Below are 14,235 nucleotides of genomic sequence, written 5' to 3'. Positions count from 1 at the left end.
AGGATAAGCACATGGAAGCGCCTTATCAAAAGTCTTGGTTTAAGAAAGGACAAGCGAGTCAGAAACAAGAACGCTCGTCTCGCTTTTCTAAGCATGATCAAGCAAGCAAACTGAACCAACTTTTAAAAGACCATTCAGTAGACCTAGACGCGAGCCACAAAGGTTTTGTCTCGATTGTTGGAGCAGGGCCGCACGATCCTGACTTATTAACGGTGAAGGCAGTGAAAGCTATTATGTCGGCAGAGGTTCTGCTGTACGACCGTTTGGTGAACAAAGATATTTTGGAGTTGGCTTCGCCACAAGCTGATTGGATTTACGTGGGCAAAAGATGCGGACAACCTAGTATTGGTCAGGAAGAAATTTGTGACTTGATGGTATCGCTCGCTCAACAAGGAAAGCGAGTTGTACGCTTAAAAGGGGGAGATCCTTTTGTATTTGGCCGTGGAGGCGAAGAGGCGTTAGCACTCGTCAAACACTCAATCGCTTACGAAGTCATCCCCGGTATTACTGCTGCGATTGGATGTTCAGCAAACAGCTTGATTCCGCTGACTCATCGTGGCGTTGCTCGTAGCGTTACCTTTGTGACGGGGCAAGTGGTAACAGGCGCATTTGAGGCTTGGAGCCAACTGATGCAAAGCGGACAAACGTTAGTCTTCTATATGGGATTAGAAAAGTCATCGCAAATACAAACGGGTTTAATCAACTGCGGTTTGAGAGCAGATTTCCCAGTCGCGATCATCACTCATGGTTGCAGCCCTCAACAACAAGTGCACGTTACACAACTCAATCAGCTCAATGATTTATCGATTACACTTAAAGGCGTGAGCCCAGCATTGATTGTGATGGGAGAAGTTGTCAAACTGCGCGAACAACTAATAGAAACCGTACAGTCAGTGACGGAATACGAGGGAATATGAGCAGCATTTTGGAATGTATTAGAACAGTGGGTCGTGGCGAACGTGGTAGAAAACCACTGAACTTTGACCAAGCGTTTCGAGTTATGGATGAATACCTAAACGGTGAGTGCGACGACGATCAGATGGCAATGCTATTGATGCTGATCCGTGTACAGAACGAAACTCAACAAGAAATCGCTGGCTTTGTGAAAGCATTCCAATCCCGCATGCCAGCTATTGGTGCAGACATTGACTGGCCATGTTATGCAGGCAAACGTGAAGCGGCAGGGCAGCCTTGGCACCTGTTGGCAGCGAAGATCCTTGCCGATAATGGCCACAAAGTGCTGATGCACGGCTATCACGACCGTCAATCTGGTCGTTTACACGCTGAAGACTACCTCGACAAATTTGCTATTACGAAAGCGGAATCAGCAGAAGACGCAAAGCGTGTATTAGAAATACAAAACATTGTGTATCTGCCGCTCAGTGCGTTTGCTCCTCAAGCAGAAACCATGATCGGTTGGAAGAATCGTTATGGGCTTAGAACGCCGATTAATACCGTGGTTCGAGCATTGAATCCGGGGCAGGCGACGGTTGGTATTCGTGGTAGCTTCCATCCTGGGTTCCAACAACTTCATGCTGAAGTCGAATACGAGATCGGTCAAACCGCTCATGCCGTTGTGTCATTCAAAGGACAATCGGGTGAGTCAGAATACAACCCGAAAGTAAGCCAAACGGTATGGCTAAGCCAAACAAGCGGCGTGACATCGCACTACTGGACGGAGCAAATGCTGTCTGAGGTGCCAATGCCTGTGAACTGCCCGTTTGGGACGTCAGAAGATGACATGAACCAAATGGCGAATACGGTTCTTGCCACCATGACAGTGGTGCTATTTGCACAAATGCACGACAGGGAAAAAGCATTCGAACGAGCTTTCTCTTACTGGCAAGCCTATTGCGGCCAGCAATAAGATACTATTGTCAATTAATGTAAAACCAACGACGCAAAGTTGTTGAATCTGAATCCATTATCTATTGTTTGAAGAAGGTAAAAGATCCTAGCTCGCCAATGATGTGTTTCACCACCTTGCTCCGTATTAGAGTGGTGAAACCGCAGTTTTAGCCTCAATCGCGTTCGTTTCTCGCTGCGCTTTTGAGAATGAGAAAATCCCATATGGTAAGACACAGAGGACATGGATAATGGTTCTAAAGCATACCACTCCTAGTGAAAAGGCTTCTCATCCGATCCCGCAAGAAGCCTTCGATTGGTACGACGAATACGCCCACGGAAAAATCACGCGCCGTGAGTTTCTTAACAGGCTGGGTGGCCTTGCGGTGCTTGGCTTTAGCATGACAGCACTGGTCGATGCGCTAACCCCGAATTACGCACTCGCAGAACAAGTTTCATTTAACGATCCTGACATCAAAGCAACCTACGAAACCTTTCCATCTCCAAATGGGCATGGAGAAGGGCGTGGTTATTTGGTGATGCCACAGAAGAAGACCTTAAAATCGCCGACAGTGTTGGTGATCCATGAAAACAGAGGTCTGAACCCTTATATCAAAGATGTCGCAAGACGACTTGCAAAAGATGGCTTTATTGCTTTCGCTCCAGATGCACTTTATCCACTCGGCGGCTATCCGGGGAACGACGATGAGGGTCGCGCCATGCAGAAAGAGATGGACAGAGCAAAGATCGAACAAGACTTTATCGCAGCCGCTAACTTTCTCAAACAATACGAGGGTGGCAACGGTAAATTGGGCGCGGTTGGATTCTGCTTCGGTGGATACATTGTCAACATGCTTGCGGCGGTAATGCCAGAAGAGCTCGATGCAGGTGTGCCTTTCTATGGAACACCAGCGGCGCAAGAGCTCCAAAAGCAAGTCAAAGGGCCGTTGATGATTCACTTTGCAGGGCTCGATAAGCGTGTTAACGACACATGGCCTGCTTATGAGCAGCAATTGATCGCAACCGACGCACAGTATCAAGCGTTAATGTATGAGAATGTCAACCACGGCTTCCATAACGACTCAACAGCACGCTACGCACCGGAAGAAGCGGCGCTCGCTTGGGAACGTACACTCGGCTTCTTCAAAGAACATCTCGCCTCTAGTTAAAAGGCTTCTACTTTAGTTGGCACATTCCTTGTTATGTCTCTCTTAGTGAGTGAGATATAAACAAGGAATGTGCATGACTCAATCAACGTCAAAAACACCCATCATAGTATGCTGTGATAGCCTCCAAGAGCAGGCTCGATTGTCCGGCTTATTGAGCAAAGATTACGACAACATTATGGGTTGCCAATTGGCACAATTAGAAACGCTTATGCAGCGAGAACCGTCAGCAAGCGTTGTGGTTGGATGGCAGCAACCAACCGCGGAGCTGCGTTTGATCGTCGATTTCTGCCGCAGAAAATCGGCACCACTTCTTATCGTCTTAAAGCAATTATCATCCAATGATATCAATCGGTTATCAGAAAAAATGGACTATGTTCTCATGCCACATGATAGTGAGTTTGCACTTCAACCTTGGATTGAACATGCGACATTAGTGAGAGCGAAATTCGAAAGTATGCAATCGGAAATTGAATCGCTGACCCACAAGATTGAAGAGCGCAAGCTGGTGGAAAAAGCCAAAGGTCTGCTGATGAAGATGCACAGCGTTGATGAAGATCAGGCTTATAAAGCACTTAGAAATTCGGCCATGCAATCGAGCCAAACGCTCGCACAAGTTGCCAAGAATTTGATAACTACTTTGGAAGTGTTGGATTAGTTGCTCTACCACTTTGGGGTTAGAGTGCATTTTCTAACGTGGTGCGTGTTGCACTATCAGCAAGCAATAACAGGGAATAATAAACGGTGGAATAATCTAATTTATTGTATTTACTGTAAAAAATAAGTTGGCACAGTAATTGGATTAGTAGGTATGGGTTTATTGTTGAATCGCTTATCTCAATTATCAACGGCGGTAATTGTAGACTTAGCAACGGCGCTACTGCTCTTCGGAGTAGTGGCGCTTTTTTTATGGGAGCAAACCAATGAAATGGAGTTCGATGCTGAAAGTGTCAGCAATTTCGTTATCGGTATTCACCACGGTCAGCGTAAAGGCAGAGTTGGGTGAGCCAGAAATTGAAGACCTGAAGTTTGGTTTTATTAAGTTAACCGATATGGCACCGCTGGCGGTTGCTTATGAGAAAGGTTTTTTTGAAGACGAAGGCTTGTACGTCACTTTAGAAGCGCAAGCAAACTGGAAGGTGCTATTAGACCGAGTCATCGACGGTGAGCTTGCTGGCGCGCACATGCTTGCTGGTCAGCCATTGGGCGCAACGATTGGTGTCGGCACAAAAGCGGAAGTGATTACCGCGTTCAGTATGGATTTGAACGGCAACGCAATCACGGTTTCCAATGATACTTGGGAGCAGATGAAGCAATACATTCCAAAACAACCAGATGGCAAACCTGTTCACCCAATTAAAGCGGATGCACTGAAGCCTGTGGTCGATAGTTATCTGGATAAAGGTAAACCGTTCAACATGGGCATGGTGTTCCCTGTATCGACACACAACTATGAGTTGCGTTACTGGTTAGCGGCAGGCGGGATTCATCCAGGTTTTTATGCACCAGACTCAGGTGATAACAGTGGCCAATTGGATGCTGACGTTCTTTTGAGCGTTACACCGCCACCACAAATGCCAGCAACAATGGAAGCGGGCACGATCAAAGGGTACTGCGTAGGCGAACCATGGAACCAACAAGCCGTATTCAAAGGTATTGGTACGCCAGTCGTGACCGATTACGAGATCTGGAAGAACAACCCAGAGAAAGTGTTTGGTGTTTCCAAAGCTTGGGCTGAGAAGTATCCAAACACGCACATTCGCGTAGTGAAAGCCTTGATTCGAGCGGCACATTGGTTGGATGAAAACGACAATGCCAACCGCCAAGAAGCAGTGAAGATGCTATCAAAAAGCGAATACGTTGGAGCCGATGCCGAAGTTATCGCCAACTCGATGACCGGCACATTTGAATACGAGAAAGGCGACAAACGAGACGTGCCAGACTTCAACGTGTTCTTCCGTCATAACGCCACTTATCCGTATTACAGCGATGCGATTTGGTACCTGACCCAAATGCGTCGCTGGGGACAGAATCTCAAGCGAGAAATCCGATGATTGGTACATGGATGTCGCAAAAGAGGTTTACCGTCCAGATATCTACCAACAAGCGGCTCAAGCGCTAATTGAAGATGGTGTGTTGAGCAAAAAAGACTTCCCAGATTTTAGTGCTGAAGATGGTTTCCGTGCGCCACAAACACACTTTATCGACAACATCGTTTATGACGGTCGCGAGCCAAATAAATATCTAGAGAAGTTCTCTATCGGGCTTAAAGGAAAAGACAAGGTTTAACCATAACGATAAACGCCACAGGCGAGGGAATTCGCTTGTGGCAACAAGGATGTAAATTTCTTAGGAGTGAGTATGTCTAGTAATGTCATTTCCCTTTTTCCTGCTAAGCAGGTAGTGAACCGAAGTCGGCTGGTGCTTTTGCCCGTCATTGGCTTGCTGATCTTTTTGGCAATGTGGCACTTGGCGGCGAGAGAAGTGCAAACCTCATTAGGTACGCTACCGGGGCCTGTGCAAACTTTTCAGCAGTTCAGCAACCTTGTCGATGACCATTGGCAAGAGCGAGAAAAGGAACAAGCGTTTATCGAACGTCAGGAAAAACGCAATGCTGCGAAGTTAGCCAAGAATCCAGACGCGGAAGTGAAGATTCGTCCTTACACAGGTAAGCCGACGTTCTTCGACCAAATCATAACAAGCTTAGTGACTGTAACCGCGGGCTTTTTGCTGGCGACGGTCATCGCGATTCCGCTTGGCATCGTGCTTGGTCTTAATCAAGGGCTGTATCAAGCGTTCAACCCAATCATTCAACTGCTCAAGCCCGTATCACCTTTAGCTTGGCTGCCTATCGTCACTATGGTTGTAAGTGCCACTTATGTGAGTGATGACCCGATGTTTGCTAAGTCGTTCATTAACTCTCTGATCACCGTGGCGCTGTGTAGCTTATGGCCGACGCTGATTAATACCGCTGTGGGTGTAACGAGCGTTGATAAAGACTTAATCAACGTGAGCAAAGTGCTCCAACTTTCGTGGTGGCAGCACATTCGCACTATCGTTTTACCTTCTGCCATTCCAATGATCTTCACAGGTTTACGTCTCTCTTTAGGTATCGCTTGGATGGTGTTGATTGCGGCAGAAATGCTCGCGCAAAACCCTGGGTTAGGCAAGTTCGTTTGGGATGAATTCCAAAACGGCAGTTCGGCATCATTGGGTCGCATCATGGTGGCCGTTATCACCATCGGCTTTATCGGTTTGATGCTCGATAGAGGCATGTTGCAACTTCAAAAGTGGTTGTCTTGGAATAAACAACAAGCGTTGAGATAAGGGAAAAGATCATGGAAAAAGCATTATTAGATCTAACGCGATTAGGGATGCGATTCCCAACGCCAGATGGCGAGTTCATCGCGCTTAAGAACGTCGATTTACAAATCAATAAAGGCGAGTTTGTATCCCTAATTGGTCACTCTGGCTGTGGTAAATCAACGGTATTGAACTTAGTTGCAGGGCTGCACATGCCAACAGACGGCGGCGTAATAGTCGATGGGCGAGAAGTAGCAGGACCGGGACCTGACCGCGCAGTGGTGTTCCAAAACCATTCATTATTGCCTTGGTTAACCGTGTATCAAAACGTTGAGCTAGCTGTAAAACAAATTGCCAGCAAAAAGGGCAAAGCGTGGATTCAGGAACAAGTGAATCACTATTTGGAGCTGATTCAAATGCAGCATGCTGCGCACAAAAAGCCGGATGAAATCTCGGGCGGTATGAAGCAGCGAGTCGGCATCGCCAGAGCACTGGCACTTCAACCAAAGGTTCTACTGATGGATGAGCCATTTGGCGCGTTGGATGCGTTAACTCGTGCGCATTTGCAGGATGCACTGATGAAGATTCAAGCCGAGCTAAACAACACCGTCATCATGATTACCCACGACGTGGATGAAGCGGTGTTGTTATCTGACAAAATCGTGATGATGACTAACGGACCGGCAGCAACCATTGGAGAAGTGTTAGAAGTGAATCTACCTCGCCCTCGTGAGCGTGTCGCACTGGCGGATGATGCGCAGTATCAGAAGTGTCGACAAGCGGTGTTGAAGTTCCTTTACGAAAAGCAATCCAAAGTCGAGATTCCTGCTTCGAAAGAAGACAAACCCAAAACCGCAGCGCAAACGGCATAAGGAGGCAGCGATGAACAGTCCTTTAACGATTCCAGTAAAGAACGCATTGAGCCACATCGTTGTGGTAGGCAACGGTATGGTCGGGCAACACCTCGTCGAGCAATTAGTGCAGAAAAACGCGCATTTGGAGCACCGAATTACCGTGATTGGTGCAGAGCGTTTTATTGCGTATGACCGTGTACAGTTGTCCTCTTTGTTTGCGGGTAAATCTCATGATGATTTGATGCTGAGTAACCAAGAATGGTACGACATGCATGGCATCCAACTCGTACTTGGCAGCCAAGTAACAGGCATCGACAGAGAGCAAAAGCGTATTCTGCTTGATGGTGAAGATGTGCTGGGTTACGACCAACTCGTGCTCGCGACCGGTTCTTACCCGTTTGTGCCTCCAATTGAAGGTAAAGACCGCGACAACGTGTTTGTCTACCGCACGCTTGATGACCTTTCACAAATCAAAAAGGCATGTGAAGGCGCAAGAACAGGCGCAGTGATTGGTGGCGGCTTGTTGGGTTTAGAAGCGGCAAATGCACTCAAACTATTGGGGCTAGAAACTCACGTTATTGAATTTGCTCCCCGCCTGATGCCCGTGCAGTTAGACGATGGTGCAGGCTTGGTGCTAAAAGAGAAGATTGAAGCGCTAGGGCTAACCGTTCACACCTCAACGGGTACGGAACGAATCTGCGATGGTGAAACGGCTAAGCATCGTATGGTGTTTAAAGACAAAGATCCTCTCGAAGTGGATGTGATTGTCTTCTCCGCAGGCATTCGTCCTCAAGATGAGTTGGCAAGGCTGGCTGAGCTAGAAATAGGCGAGCGAGGCGGCATTGTGATTAACAACCAATGCCAAACCAGCGATGAGAACATATACGCGATTGGCGAATGTGCCCTTTGGGAGCAGAAGATCTTTGGTTTAGTCGCACCCGGTTACACCATGGCGAGAACCACTGCCGATGTCCTGACTGGTATGCCAAGCGAAGGTTTTAAAGGCGCAGACATGAGCACCAAACTCAAGCTGCTTGGGGTGGATGTGGCGTCTATCGGCGATGCACAAATGCAAACCGAAGGCGCACAAGAAATGGTATTGCAAGATGCGGTTGCAGGCATCTACAAAAAGCTGGTGGTTGATGCGAGTGGTACCCAATTGCTTGGTGCGATTCTCGTCGGTGACAACAGCGACTACGACGCGCTCTTACAGTGTTATTTGAACAAAACAGTCCTGCCAGACCACGCAGCGAACCTGCTGTTTGATACCGGAATGCTGGACGGAGAGATGCCAGACAGCGCTATCATCTGCTCTTGTCACAACGTCACAAAAGGCGACTTAGTTGCCGAGATTCAAGCCGGCACTACCAACCTGACAGACCTTAAAGCCAACACCAAAGCCGGTACTGGCTGTGGTGGCTGTAGCAATATGGTGAAGTCGGTATTGGATACTCAATTGGCAGCCCTGGGGGTAGAGGTTAACAACCACCTTTGTGAGCACTTTGAGCTCAGTCGCCAAGAGATGTTCCATATTTGCCAAGTGGAACAAATCAAAGACTTCGACACCTTAATTGCACTGCATGGCAAAGGGCATGGGTGTGATATTTGTAAGCCTACAGCGGCATCTGTGTTTGCTTCTTTGTGGAATGAACACATCATGGAACCACAGCATCAATCTCTGCAAGATTCTAACGATGCTTTTATGGCAAACCTACAAAAAGATGGCTCTTACTCGATTGTGCCTCGTGTTCCGGGCGGCGAAATCACACCAGACAAACTTATCGTGTTAGGCGAAGTTGCTCAGCAATACGATCTGTACACCAAGATCACTGGCGGTCAGCGCGTGGATTTATTTGGTGCGCAGTTAGAACAGCTTCCTGAAATCTGGCAAACCTTAATTGATGCTGGTTTTGAAACAGGGCATGCCTACGGTAAATCGGTGCGCACCGTGAAATCTTGCGTCGGCTCTACTTGGTGTCGTTATGGTGTTGATGATTCGGTTGGTTTAGCCATTGAGTTAGAGAACCGTTACAAAGGATTGCGAGCGCCCCATAAGCTTAAGTTTGCCGTATCGGGCTGTACTCGCGAGTGTGCAGAAGCGCAAAGTAAAGACATTGGGGTGATCGCCACCGAAAACGGCTGGAATCTATACGTTTGTGGTAATGGCGGCATGAGACCACGACACGCTGATTTGTTTGCATCCGACTTATCCAAATCAGAGTTGATCACTATGATCGACCGAGTATTGATGTTCTACGTCAGCACCGCAGATCGCTTGCAGCGTACGTCGGTGTGGATGGAGAACATGGAAGGGGGCTTAGACTACCTTAAACAAGTGATTTTGGATGACTCTCTCAACCTATGTGACTCATTGGATGAGCAAATGGCACGAGTCGTAGATACCTATCAATGTGAGTGGAAGAGTACGTTGGATAATCCTCAAAAATTGCAACGCTTCCGTCCTTTCTTGAACAGCACGTCGGGCAGCAAAGTCTTACCGTACCAGCGTGTGCGCGGTCAGCGTATTCCAGTGAAACAGGAGGTGTAAATGGCAGCGTTAACCAAAGTGAAATTGTGTCAGCTTGATGACCTAATGCCATTGATCGGTGCCACAGTGTTGATTGAAGGCGAGCATGTCGCGCTATTCTACATTCCTGATAGCGGTGTTTACGCCGTTCAAGATTGGGACCCAATTGGTAAGGCTTATGTGATGAGTCGAGGGATTGTCGGTGATATCGATGGTGAGATGTGTGTTGCATCACCACTGTACAAACAGCATTTCAGTTTAAAGAGCGGGCAGTGTTTGGAAGACGAAGCGCACTGTCTAAAAACGTGGCAAGTAACGGTTGACGATAATCAGGTTTGTTATTTAGTCGAAGAATGATCTCCGAAGTTAGCTTGCTCGATATGAGTGAATTCTTCGCGTGAGAGACATGCGAATAAAGCTCCAGAGACACCACAGTATGGTTCTGGAGCTTTTTATTATTTGGAAGGATTCACTTGTAGTTCGGTATAGCCAGTCGAGTCATCCATCGCTCTGGTAAACTCAAGGTTTGAGTAAGAATGGATGATCAATTCTGCGGTAGTATCAATCACTGTGCCTTCCAGCAAATGCCCACCCCAAACTAGTCCATCACGATCAGACACCGAGATATGAACGTGCTGATGCTCAGGCGTTAGTGTTCCCATCACAGAGACGATTTCAAATGGCTCTTGTTTGGTTAACGTACTCTCTGCACCTGCCAAACGAAGGTTGAGGTCAGAGATACAGCCAACGCATGAGGCAATCGAGCCTGCTTTGATACCATGCTGCTCGACCAATTTCGCTAGGCTCAGCTTTAAGTCCATGCCTTTGGTAAGACGTACTGCTATCACTTCAATCGACATGTCACTTCCTAATCAAAACCAGCAAGCAGGAAAGCGCGGTATCCAAGTCGGCATAGCGTTTGGCTTTGCCAAGTACGCGCATACCTTGCATGTTGTTGAGAACAAAACGAGCGAGTTCTTCTGGCTTCAGCGTTTTTGGCACTAAGGTTTCTTTCTGCGCATTGGTCAGCGCATCCGCAATGATGCCGATAAGATGGTCAAACAAAAAATGCCCTTTGCGCAGTACGTCATCGTCTTCACCAGCGTGCTCAATCAACGCATTTTGGATAAAACACCCACAGTTGCGTTTGCGTTGCAGTTCAGCAAAAGATTTAAGGAACGATTCCAACTCAGGTAAAGACGCATCGTCTTTTTCCAAATCATTCAGTGACGGTAGCGAGACCTTTTTTAAGTAAGTATCGAGCGCTTCGTAGTAGAGCTGTTGCTTGTCACCATAGGTGTTGTAAAGACTGAAGCGGTTGATGTTCAACTCGTCGGTGAGATCAGAGATAGACGTGTTCGCAAAGCCCTTGCGCCAAAACACATCCATAGCCACGAGAAGCTTTTCATCTCGGTCGAAGTTGGCTTTTCTTGCCATAAATTACCTGCCTGGGTCTGCTTATCGGGTAATTAAACTGCTTTGGAGGGATGGTACAGAGAACCTCTAGCGTTCGAACTGAACCAATATGATGAATACCCATCTATTCTTGGGTATCAGCCCCCAAATTCATGTGAACTCACAAACGGCATCAAAAATCTCGCTCAGCAAACAGACCCACAACTGTTTGAAAATTTTTGATAGTGAAGTTCTTGACTGATCGTTTATAAACTGGCTACAGTATATCCTAACCAATCGGTTAGAAAAAGATAAAAGGATGTGAAATGAAGCTCTATGAAACCGCAATGACTCCAAGTTGTAAGCGAGTTAGCATTTTTCTAAAGGAAATCGGTGGCGAGGTTGAGCGAATTGCGCTGAACGTTCGTGAGGGCGATAACCTATCTGAACCGTTTAAATCGAAAAGCGTGAACGGCAAAGTGCCTTTGCTCGAACTGGATGATGGTACGACGATCTGTGAAAGCGTGGCGATTTGTCGCTACCTAGATGAAGCGTTTGAAAATGATCTTGCGCTGTTTGGTGCTAACCAGCTCGAACGTGCTCAAGTGGAAATGTGGCATCGTGTGGTGGAGTTCCAAGGACTAAATGCGGCATTTCAGGCGTTTCGAAACATGACCGGAGTTTATGGAGACAGAGAACGTTGCGTTGAAGCATGGGGCGAAGAATCAAAACAACGCGTCTACGAATTTCTGCCTGTCTTAGACAAGCGCCTTGAACATAATGATTTTATCGCCGTAGACCATTTTACTATCGTCGATATAACAGGCTTTATTTTGATCAGTTTCGCAATTAAAGGCCTAGAAATTGATGTGCTATCGACGTCGCCAAGCATTGCTCGATGGTATAACCAAATTTTAGCTAGACCTGCATTTCAGAGTTAATGTATTGCAGCGAGTGGATGATAGCTCGCTGCTACCACCTTACCGATTCTTAACTCAGCAGGATATTCAAATTTTTTCAGATTTTTCTTATTTTTTCTCCTATCGCCTATAATTGGAAAAACAACCTCAATTTGCTTCGTTGCGTTTTAGAGCCTCGAGCTCTTGGTCCGTAGACGCTCTCTTTCATCATGGAAAGTCTAATAATAGACAAGGAGAGGTCATGAATATTCAAGTGAAAACTATCAATAATATTCTAATCGCCCTGTTAATGGTTTCGGTTTTTGGTCTATTCGCACTGTACCTCAATTACACACAGCAGAATGAACAGATTGAAAGGCTGCAAAGTCAGTTAATCGAAAAAGAGCATCAGATACTAATTTCTAATGAAGCGTTGTCTTACACTCGATATCAACACCAATTATTAGCCGAAGACTACAGCCGTTTTAGAAATGAGCAGTCAGTGACTAGTGTTTTGCGTTAGCCAGTATAGCAACCACTTTAAGGAGGCAGATGAAACCCATTCTTTTGGTCGATGACAGTAAAACAGTACTGCTTTACATCAGCAGTGCATTGGAAAAGCAAGGCTATGAAGTGCTTGCTGTTGAAGACGGACGAGCGGCGCTCGAAGTGCTAACCCACCGCCCTGATATTCAGTTTGTGCTGAGTGATTTAATGATGCCTGGAATTAATGGTATTGAATTGTGTCGCCAATTAAAATCTAAAGTTAGCGAGCGTTATATTTTCTTTGTTCTACTGTCTTCTAGAAATGACCAAAGTTCGATCGTGAAAGGCATTGATGCTGGCGCAGATGATTTCGTAGATAAGAAGACGTCTGTAGAGGAACTTCAGGCCAGAATCCGTGCGGGGTTTCGTACTTTAGAACTGCACAACAAACTCGTTGAGAGAAATAAAGAACTAGATGCGGCCTATCAAACAATTCACCAAGACCTGCAGTCTGCGAGTCATCTGATGGAGCAACTACTCCCTGCTGAATCAACTATCCAAAATATACAGTTTAGTTATGTCTACAAACCATGCTCCCAGATTGGTGGTGATATGTTGGGGTATTTGGAGCTCGATGAACAACATGTTGCGTTTTATGTATTTGATGTTTCTGGTCATGGTATTTCTTCAGCTTTGATGGCTTTTTCTATTCAACAGACGCTATCTCAAAGTCAGGGGCCTGATTCGATCACGATGGAGTTGAGAGATGACGGCTATTGCGTAAGTGAGCCTGCATCTGTGATTGAACGGCTAAATCGGCGTTATCAGCAAACTAGAAACAGTCAACTTTACTTTACTATGGCTTACGCCATTCTTAACACAAAATCAGGGCGACTTAGCTATTGCACGGCTGGCCACCCCAGGATCTTAGTTTGGCGAGCGAGTACGAAAACGATGGAACAGATAGGTGACGATAACTTTATCGTTGGTGCAATGCAGCCGATGGAATATATCGGTAACCAAATTAGTCTGGATGAGGGCGATGCATTGTGGCTTTATTCGGATGGTTTGATTGAAGCGAGGCAGGGTGAGGAGATGTTTTCACTACAACGATTGGCATCGAGTATAAAAGCTGTTTGCACGCTGACAGTTGAAGACCAAGTGGGAGACGTCTTTAAAAAAGTACAATCTTGGCATAACGAAGATGAGTTTGATGATGATGCCAGCCTTTTACAGGTAAAATGGCATGGTGAGAGGCTCGATTTTAAGGAAAAGAATGTCAAAGAGCGAATTTAAACGAACTTACGGGAGCTCCCTTACTCACTCACGAAGTGCGAGCAAAGACGTTGTTCGGTTTTTGATGGGTCATCAAATCCCCTTAAATGCAATTCAATCATTGGAGCTTTGTGTCGTTGAGCTCATGAATAACGCTTATATTCATTCTTACAGTGAAATAGAAGGCCTGCCAATTGAAGTGGAGTGTAGGGTTGGGGATGACCAAGTGTCCGGTTTCGTGGAACTGAGAGTCTCTGATTGCGGAGCGCCGATCAATGAAAAGACGTTCATCCAACATAAAAACAAACAGATTGAGGCACCTAACTTAATGGATGACGATAGTTGGTCCTCCTCTGGTCGCGGACTGATGTTAGTCGCTCAATTATCTGACCTGTTTAAATTGGAAAAAGGTTTCGAAAACAATACGTTTGTTGTAGTGAAAAGGAATAGGGAGAGAAACTAACAACCAAGCAAAGTCGATTTCC

The 14,235-nt window shown here is 46.4% G+C and carries 14 protein-coding genes and 1 pseudogene; 13 read left to right on the top strand and 2 right to left on the bottom strand.

The window, feature by feature from the left end; genetic code table 11:
- The first annotated feature begins 11 nt into the window (after positions 1–11).
- From cobA to nirD, 9 genes and pseudogenes are all read left to right on the top strand, one after another.
- Positions 12–917: a uroporphyrinogen-III C-methyltransferase gene (gene cobA, locus UQW94_RS02320; RefSeq protein ID WP_262665044.1), complete on the top strand. Its 906-nt coding sequence runs from the start codon at positions 12–14 to the stop codon at positions 915–917.
- Positions 914–1,867 (top strand): glycosyl transferase family protein, encoded by a 954-nt coding sequence (locus UQW94_RS02315; RefSeq protein ID WP_239938849.1) that lies wholly within the window; start codon positions 914–916, stop codon positions 1,865–1,867. Before cobA ends, UQW94_RS02315 begins: the two co-directional genes overlap by 4 nt.
- Before the next feature lie 229 nt (positions 1,868–2,096).
- Positions 2,097–3,014, top strand: coding sequence for a dienelactone hydrolase family protein (locus UQW94_RS02310; protein WP_262665043.1), 918 nt, complete (start codon positions 2,097–2,099; stop codon positions 3,012–3,014).
- Positions 3,015–3,087: 73 nt separating this feature from the next.
- Positions 3,088–3,669: an ANTAR domain-containing response regulator gene (locus tag UQW94_RS02305; RefSeq protein ID WP_054576756.1), complete on the top strand. Its 582-nt coding sequence runs from the start codon at positions 3,088–3,090 to the stop codon at positions 3,667–3,669.
- Positions 3,670–3,934: 265 nt separating this feature from the next.
- A pseudogene (locus tag UQW94_RS02300) lies at positions 3,935–5,300 on the top strand (CmpA/NrtA family ABC transporter substrate-binding protein).
- Positions 5,301–5,372: 72 nt separating this feature from the next.
- The gene (locus tag UQW94_RS02295) at positions 5,373–6,338 is read left to right on the top strand and encodes an ABC transporter permease (protein ID WP_005375889.1); all 966 of its coding nucleotides are present in this window, start codon (positions 5,373–5,375) and stop codon (positions 6,336–6,338) included.
- 11 nt (positions 6,339–6,349) lie between these two features.
- The gene (locus tag UQW94_RS02290; protein WP_122020675.1) at positions 6,350–7,186 is read left to right on the top strand and encodes an ABC transporter ATP-binding protein; all 837 of its coding nucleotides are present in this window, start codon (positions 6,350–6,352) and stop codon (positions 7,184–7,186) included.
- Between the two features lie 10 nt (positions 7,187–7,196).
- Positions 7,197–9,716 carry a nitrite reductase large subunit NirB gene (nirB, locus tag UQW94_RS02285; RefSeq protein WP_213866298.1) on the top strand — a complete coding sequence of 840 codons (2,520 nt, stop codon included), beginning with the start codon at positions 7,197–7,199 and terminating at the stop codon, positions 9,714–9,716.
- Complete coding sequence (nirD, locus tag UQW94_RS02280) at positions 9,717–10,052, top strand: nitrite reductase small subunit NirD (protein WP_050939169.1); 336 nt, start codon at positions 9,717–9,719, stop codon at positions 10,050–10,052.
- 98 nt (positions 10,053–10,150) lie between these two features.
- Here the strand turns inward: nirD and UQW94_RS02275 are convergent, their stop codons facing one another.
- Complete coding sequence (locus tag UQW94_RS02275) at positions 10,151–10,555, bottom strand: PPC domain-containing DNA-binding protein (RefSeq protein ID WP_213866300.1); 405 nt, start codon at positions 10,553–10,555, stop codon at positions 10,151–10,153.
- A 1-nt stretch (position 10,556) separates the two neighbouring features.
- Positions 10,557–11,132: a TetR/AcrR family transcriptional regulator gene (locus tag UQW94_RS02270; RefSeq protein ID WP_262665042.1), complete on the bottom strand. Its 576-nt coding sequence runs from the start codon at positions 11,130–11,132 to the stop codon at positions 10,557–10,559.
- 284 nt (positions 11,133–11,416) lie between these two features.
- On the opposite strand from UQW94_RS02270, the gene UQW94_RS02265 reads away from it, so the two are divergent.
- The 4 genes from UQW94_RS02265 (at position 11,417) to UQW94_RS02250 (ending at position 14,213) form a co-directional block, all read left to right on the top strand.
- On the top strand, positions 11,417–12,031 hold the full coding sequence (locus tag UQW94_RS02265; protein WP_053349944.1) for a glutathione S-transferase family protein: 615 nt from the start codon (positions 11,417–11,419) through the stop codon (positions 12,029–12,031).
- 220 nt (positions 12,032–12,251) lie between these two features.
- Positions 12,252–12,512, top strand: coding sequence for a hypothetical protein (locus tag UQW94_RS02260; RefSeq protein WP_005375908.1), 261 nt, complete (start codon positions 12,252–12,254; stop codon positions 12,510–12,512).
- Positions 12,513–12,541: 29 nt separating this feature from the next.
- Positions 12,542–13,771: a PP2C family protein-serine/threonine phosphatase gene (locus UQW94_RS02255; RefSeq protein ID WP_262665041.1), complete on the top strand. Its 1,230-nt coding sequence runs from the start codon at positions 12,542–12,544 to the stop codon at positions 13,769–13,771.
- Entirely contained in the window at positions 13,752–14,213 is a 462-nt protein-coding gene (locus tag UQW94_RS02250; protein ID WP_053349943.1) for an ATP-binding protein, read from the top strand. The genes UQW94_RS02255 and UQW94_RS02250 overlap by 20 nt, the downstream gene beginning before the upstream one ends.
- Positions 14,214–14,235: the final 22 nt, after the last annotated feature.

Origin of the sequence: Vibrio sp. PBL-C16, from assembly GCF_034321865.1 — a bacterium.
GTDB classification, from domain to species: domain Bacteria; phylum Pseudomonadota; class Gammaproteobacteria; order Enterobacterales; family Vibrionaceae; genus Vibrio; species Vibrio alginolyticus.
Note: the sequence above shows the minus strand (reverse complement) of the source record. Positions and strands in the feature narration are given on the sequence as shown.

Bases quoted from the DNA above. Each gene is read 5' to 3' on its own strand.
- nirD (WP_050939169.1), top strand. From the start codon at position 9,717: ATGGCAGCGTTAACCAAAGTGAAATTGTGTCAGCTTGATGACCTAATG.
- UQW94_RS02315 (WP_239938849.1), top strand. From the start codon at position 914: ATGAGCAGCATTTTGGAATGTATTAGAACAGTGGGTCGTGGCGAACGT.
- nirB (WP_213866298.1), top strand. From the start codon at position 7,197: ATGAACAGTCCTTTAACGATTCCAGTAAAGAACGCATTGAGCCACATC.
- UQW94_RS02305 (WP_054576756.1), top strand. From the start codon at position 3,088: ATGACTCAATCAACGTCAAAAACACCCATCATAGTATGCTGTGATAGC.
- UQW94_RS02295 (WP_005375889.1), top strand. From the start codon at position 5,373: ATGTCTAGTAATGTCATTTCCCTTTTTCCTGCTAAGCAGGTAGTGAAC.
- cobA (WP_262665044.1), top strand. From the start codon at position 12: ATGGAAGCGCCTTATCAAAAGTCTTGGTTTAAGAAAGGACAAGCGAGT.
- UQW94_RS02290 (WP_122020675.1), top strand. From the start codon at position 6,350: ATGGAAAAAGCATTATTAGATCTAACGCGATTAGGGATGCGATTCCCA.
- UQW94_RS02310 (WP_262665043.1), top strand. From the start codon at position 2,097: ATGGTTCTAAAGCATACCACTCCTAGTGAAAAGGCTTCTCATCCGATC.
- UQW94_RS02255 (WP_262665041.1), top strand. From the start codon at position 12,542: ATGAAACCCATTCTTTTGGTCGATGACAGTAAAACAGTACTGCTTTAC.
- UQW94_RS02275 (WP_213866300.1), bottom strand. From the start codon at position 10,555: ATGTCGATTGAAGTGATAGCAGTACGTCTTACCAAAGGCATGGACTTA.
- UQW94_RS02265 (WP_053349944.1), top strand. From the start codon at position 11,417: ATGAAGCTCTATGAAACCGCAATGACTCCAAGTTGTAAGCGAGTTAGC.
- UQW94_RS02250 (WP_053349943.1), top strand. From the start codon at position 13,752: ATGTCAAAGAGCGAATTTAAACGAACTTACGGGAGCTCCCTTACTCAC.
- UQW94_RS02260 (WP_005375908.1), top strand. From the start codon at position 12,252: ATGAATATTCAAGTGAAAACTATCAATAATATTCTAATCGCCCTGTTA.
- UQW94_RS02270 (WP_262665042.1), bottom strand. From the start codon at position 11,132: ATGGCAAGAAAAGCCAACTTCGACCGAGATGAAAAGCTTCTCGTGGCT.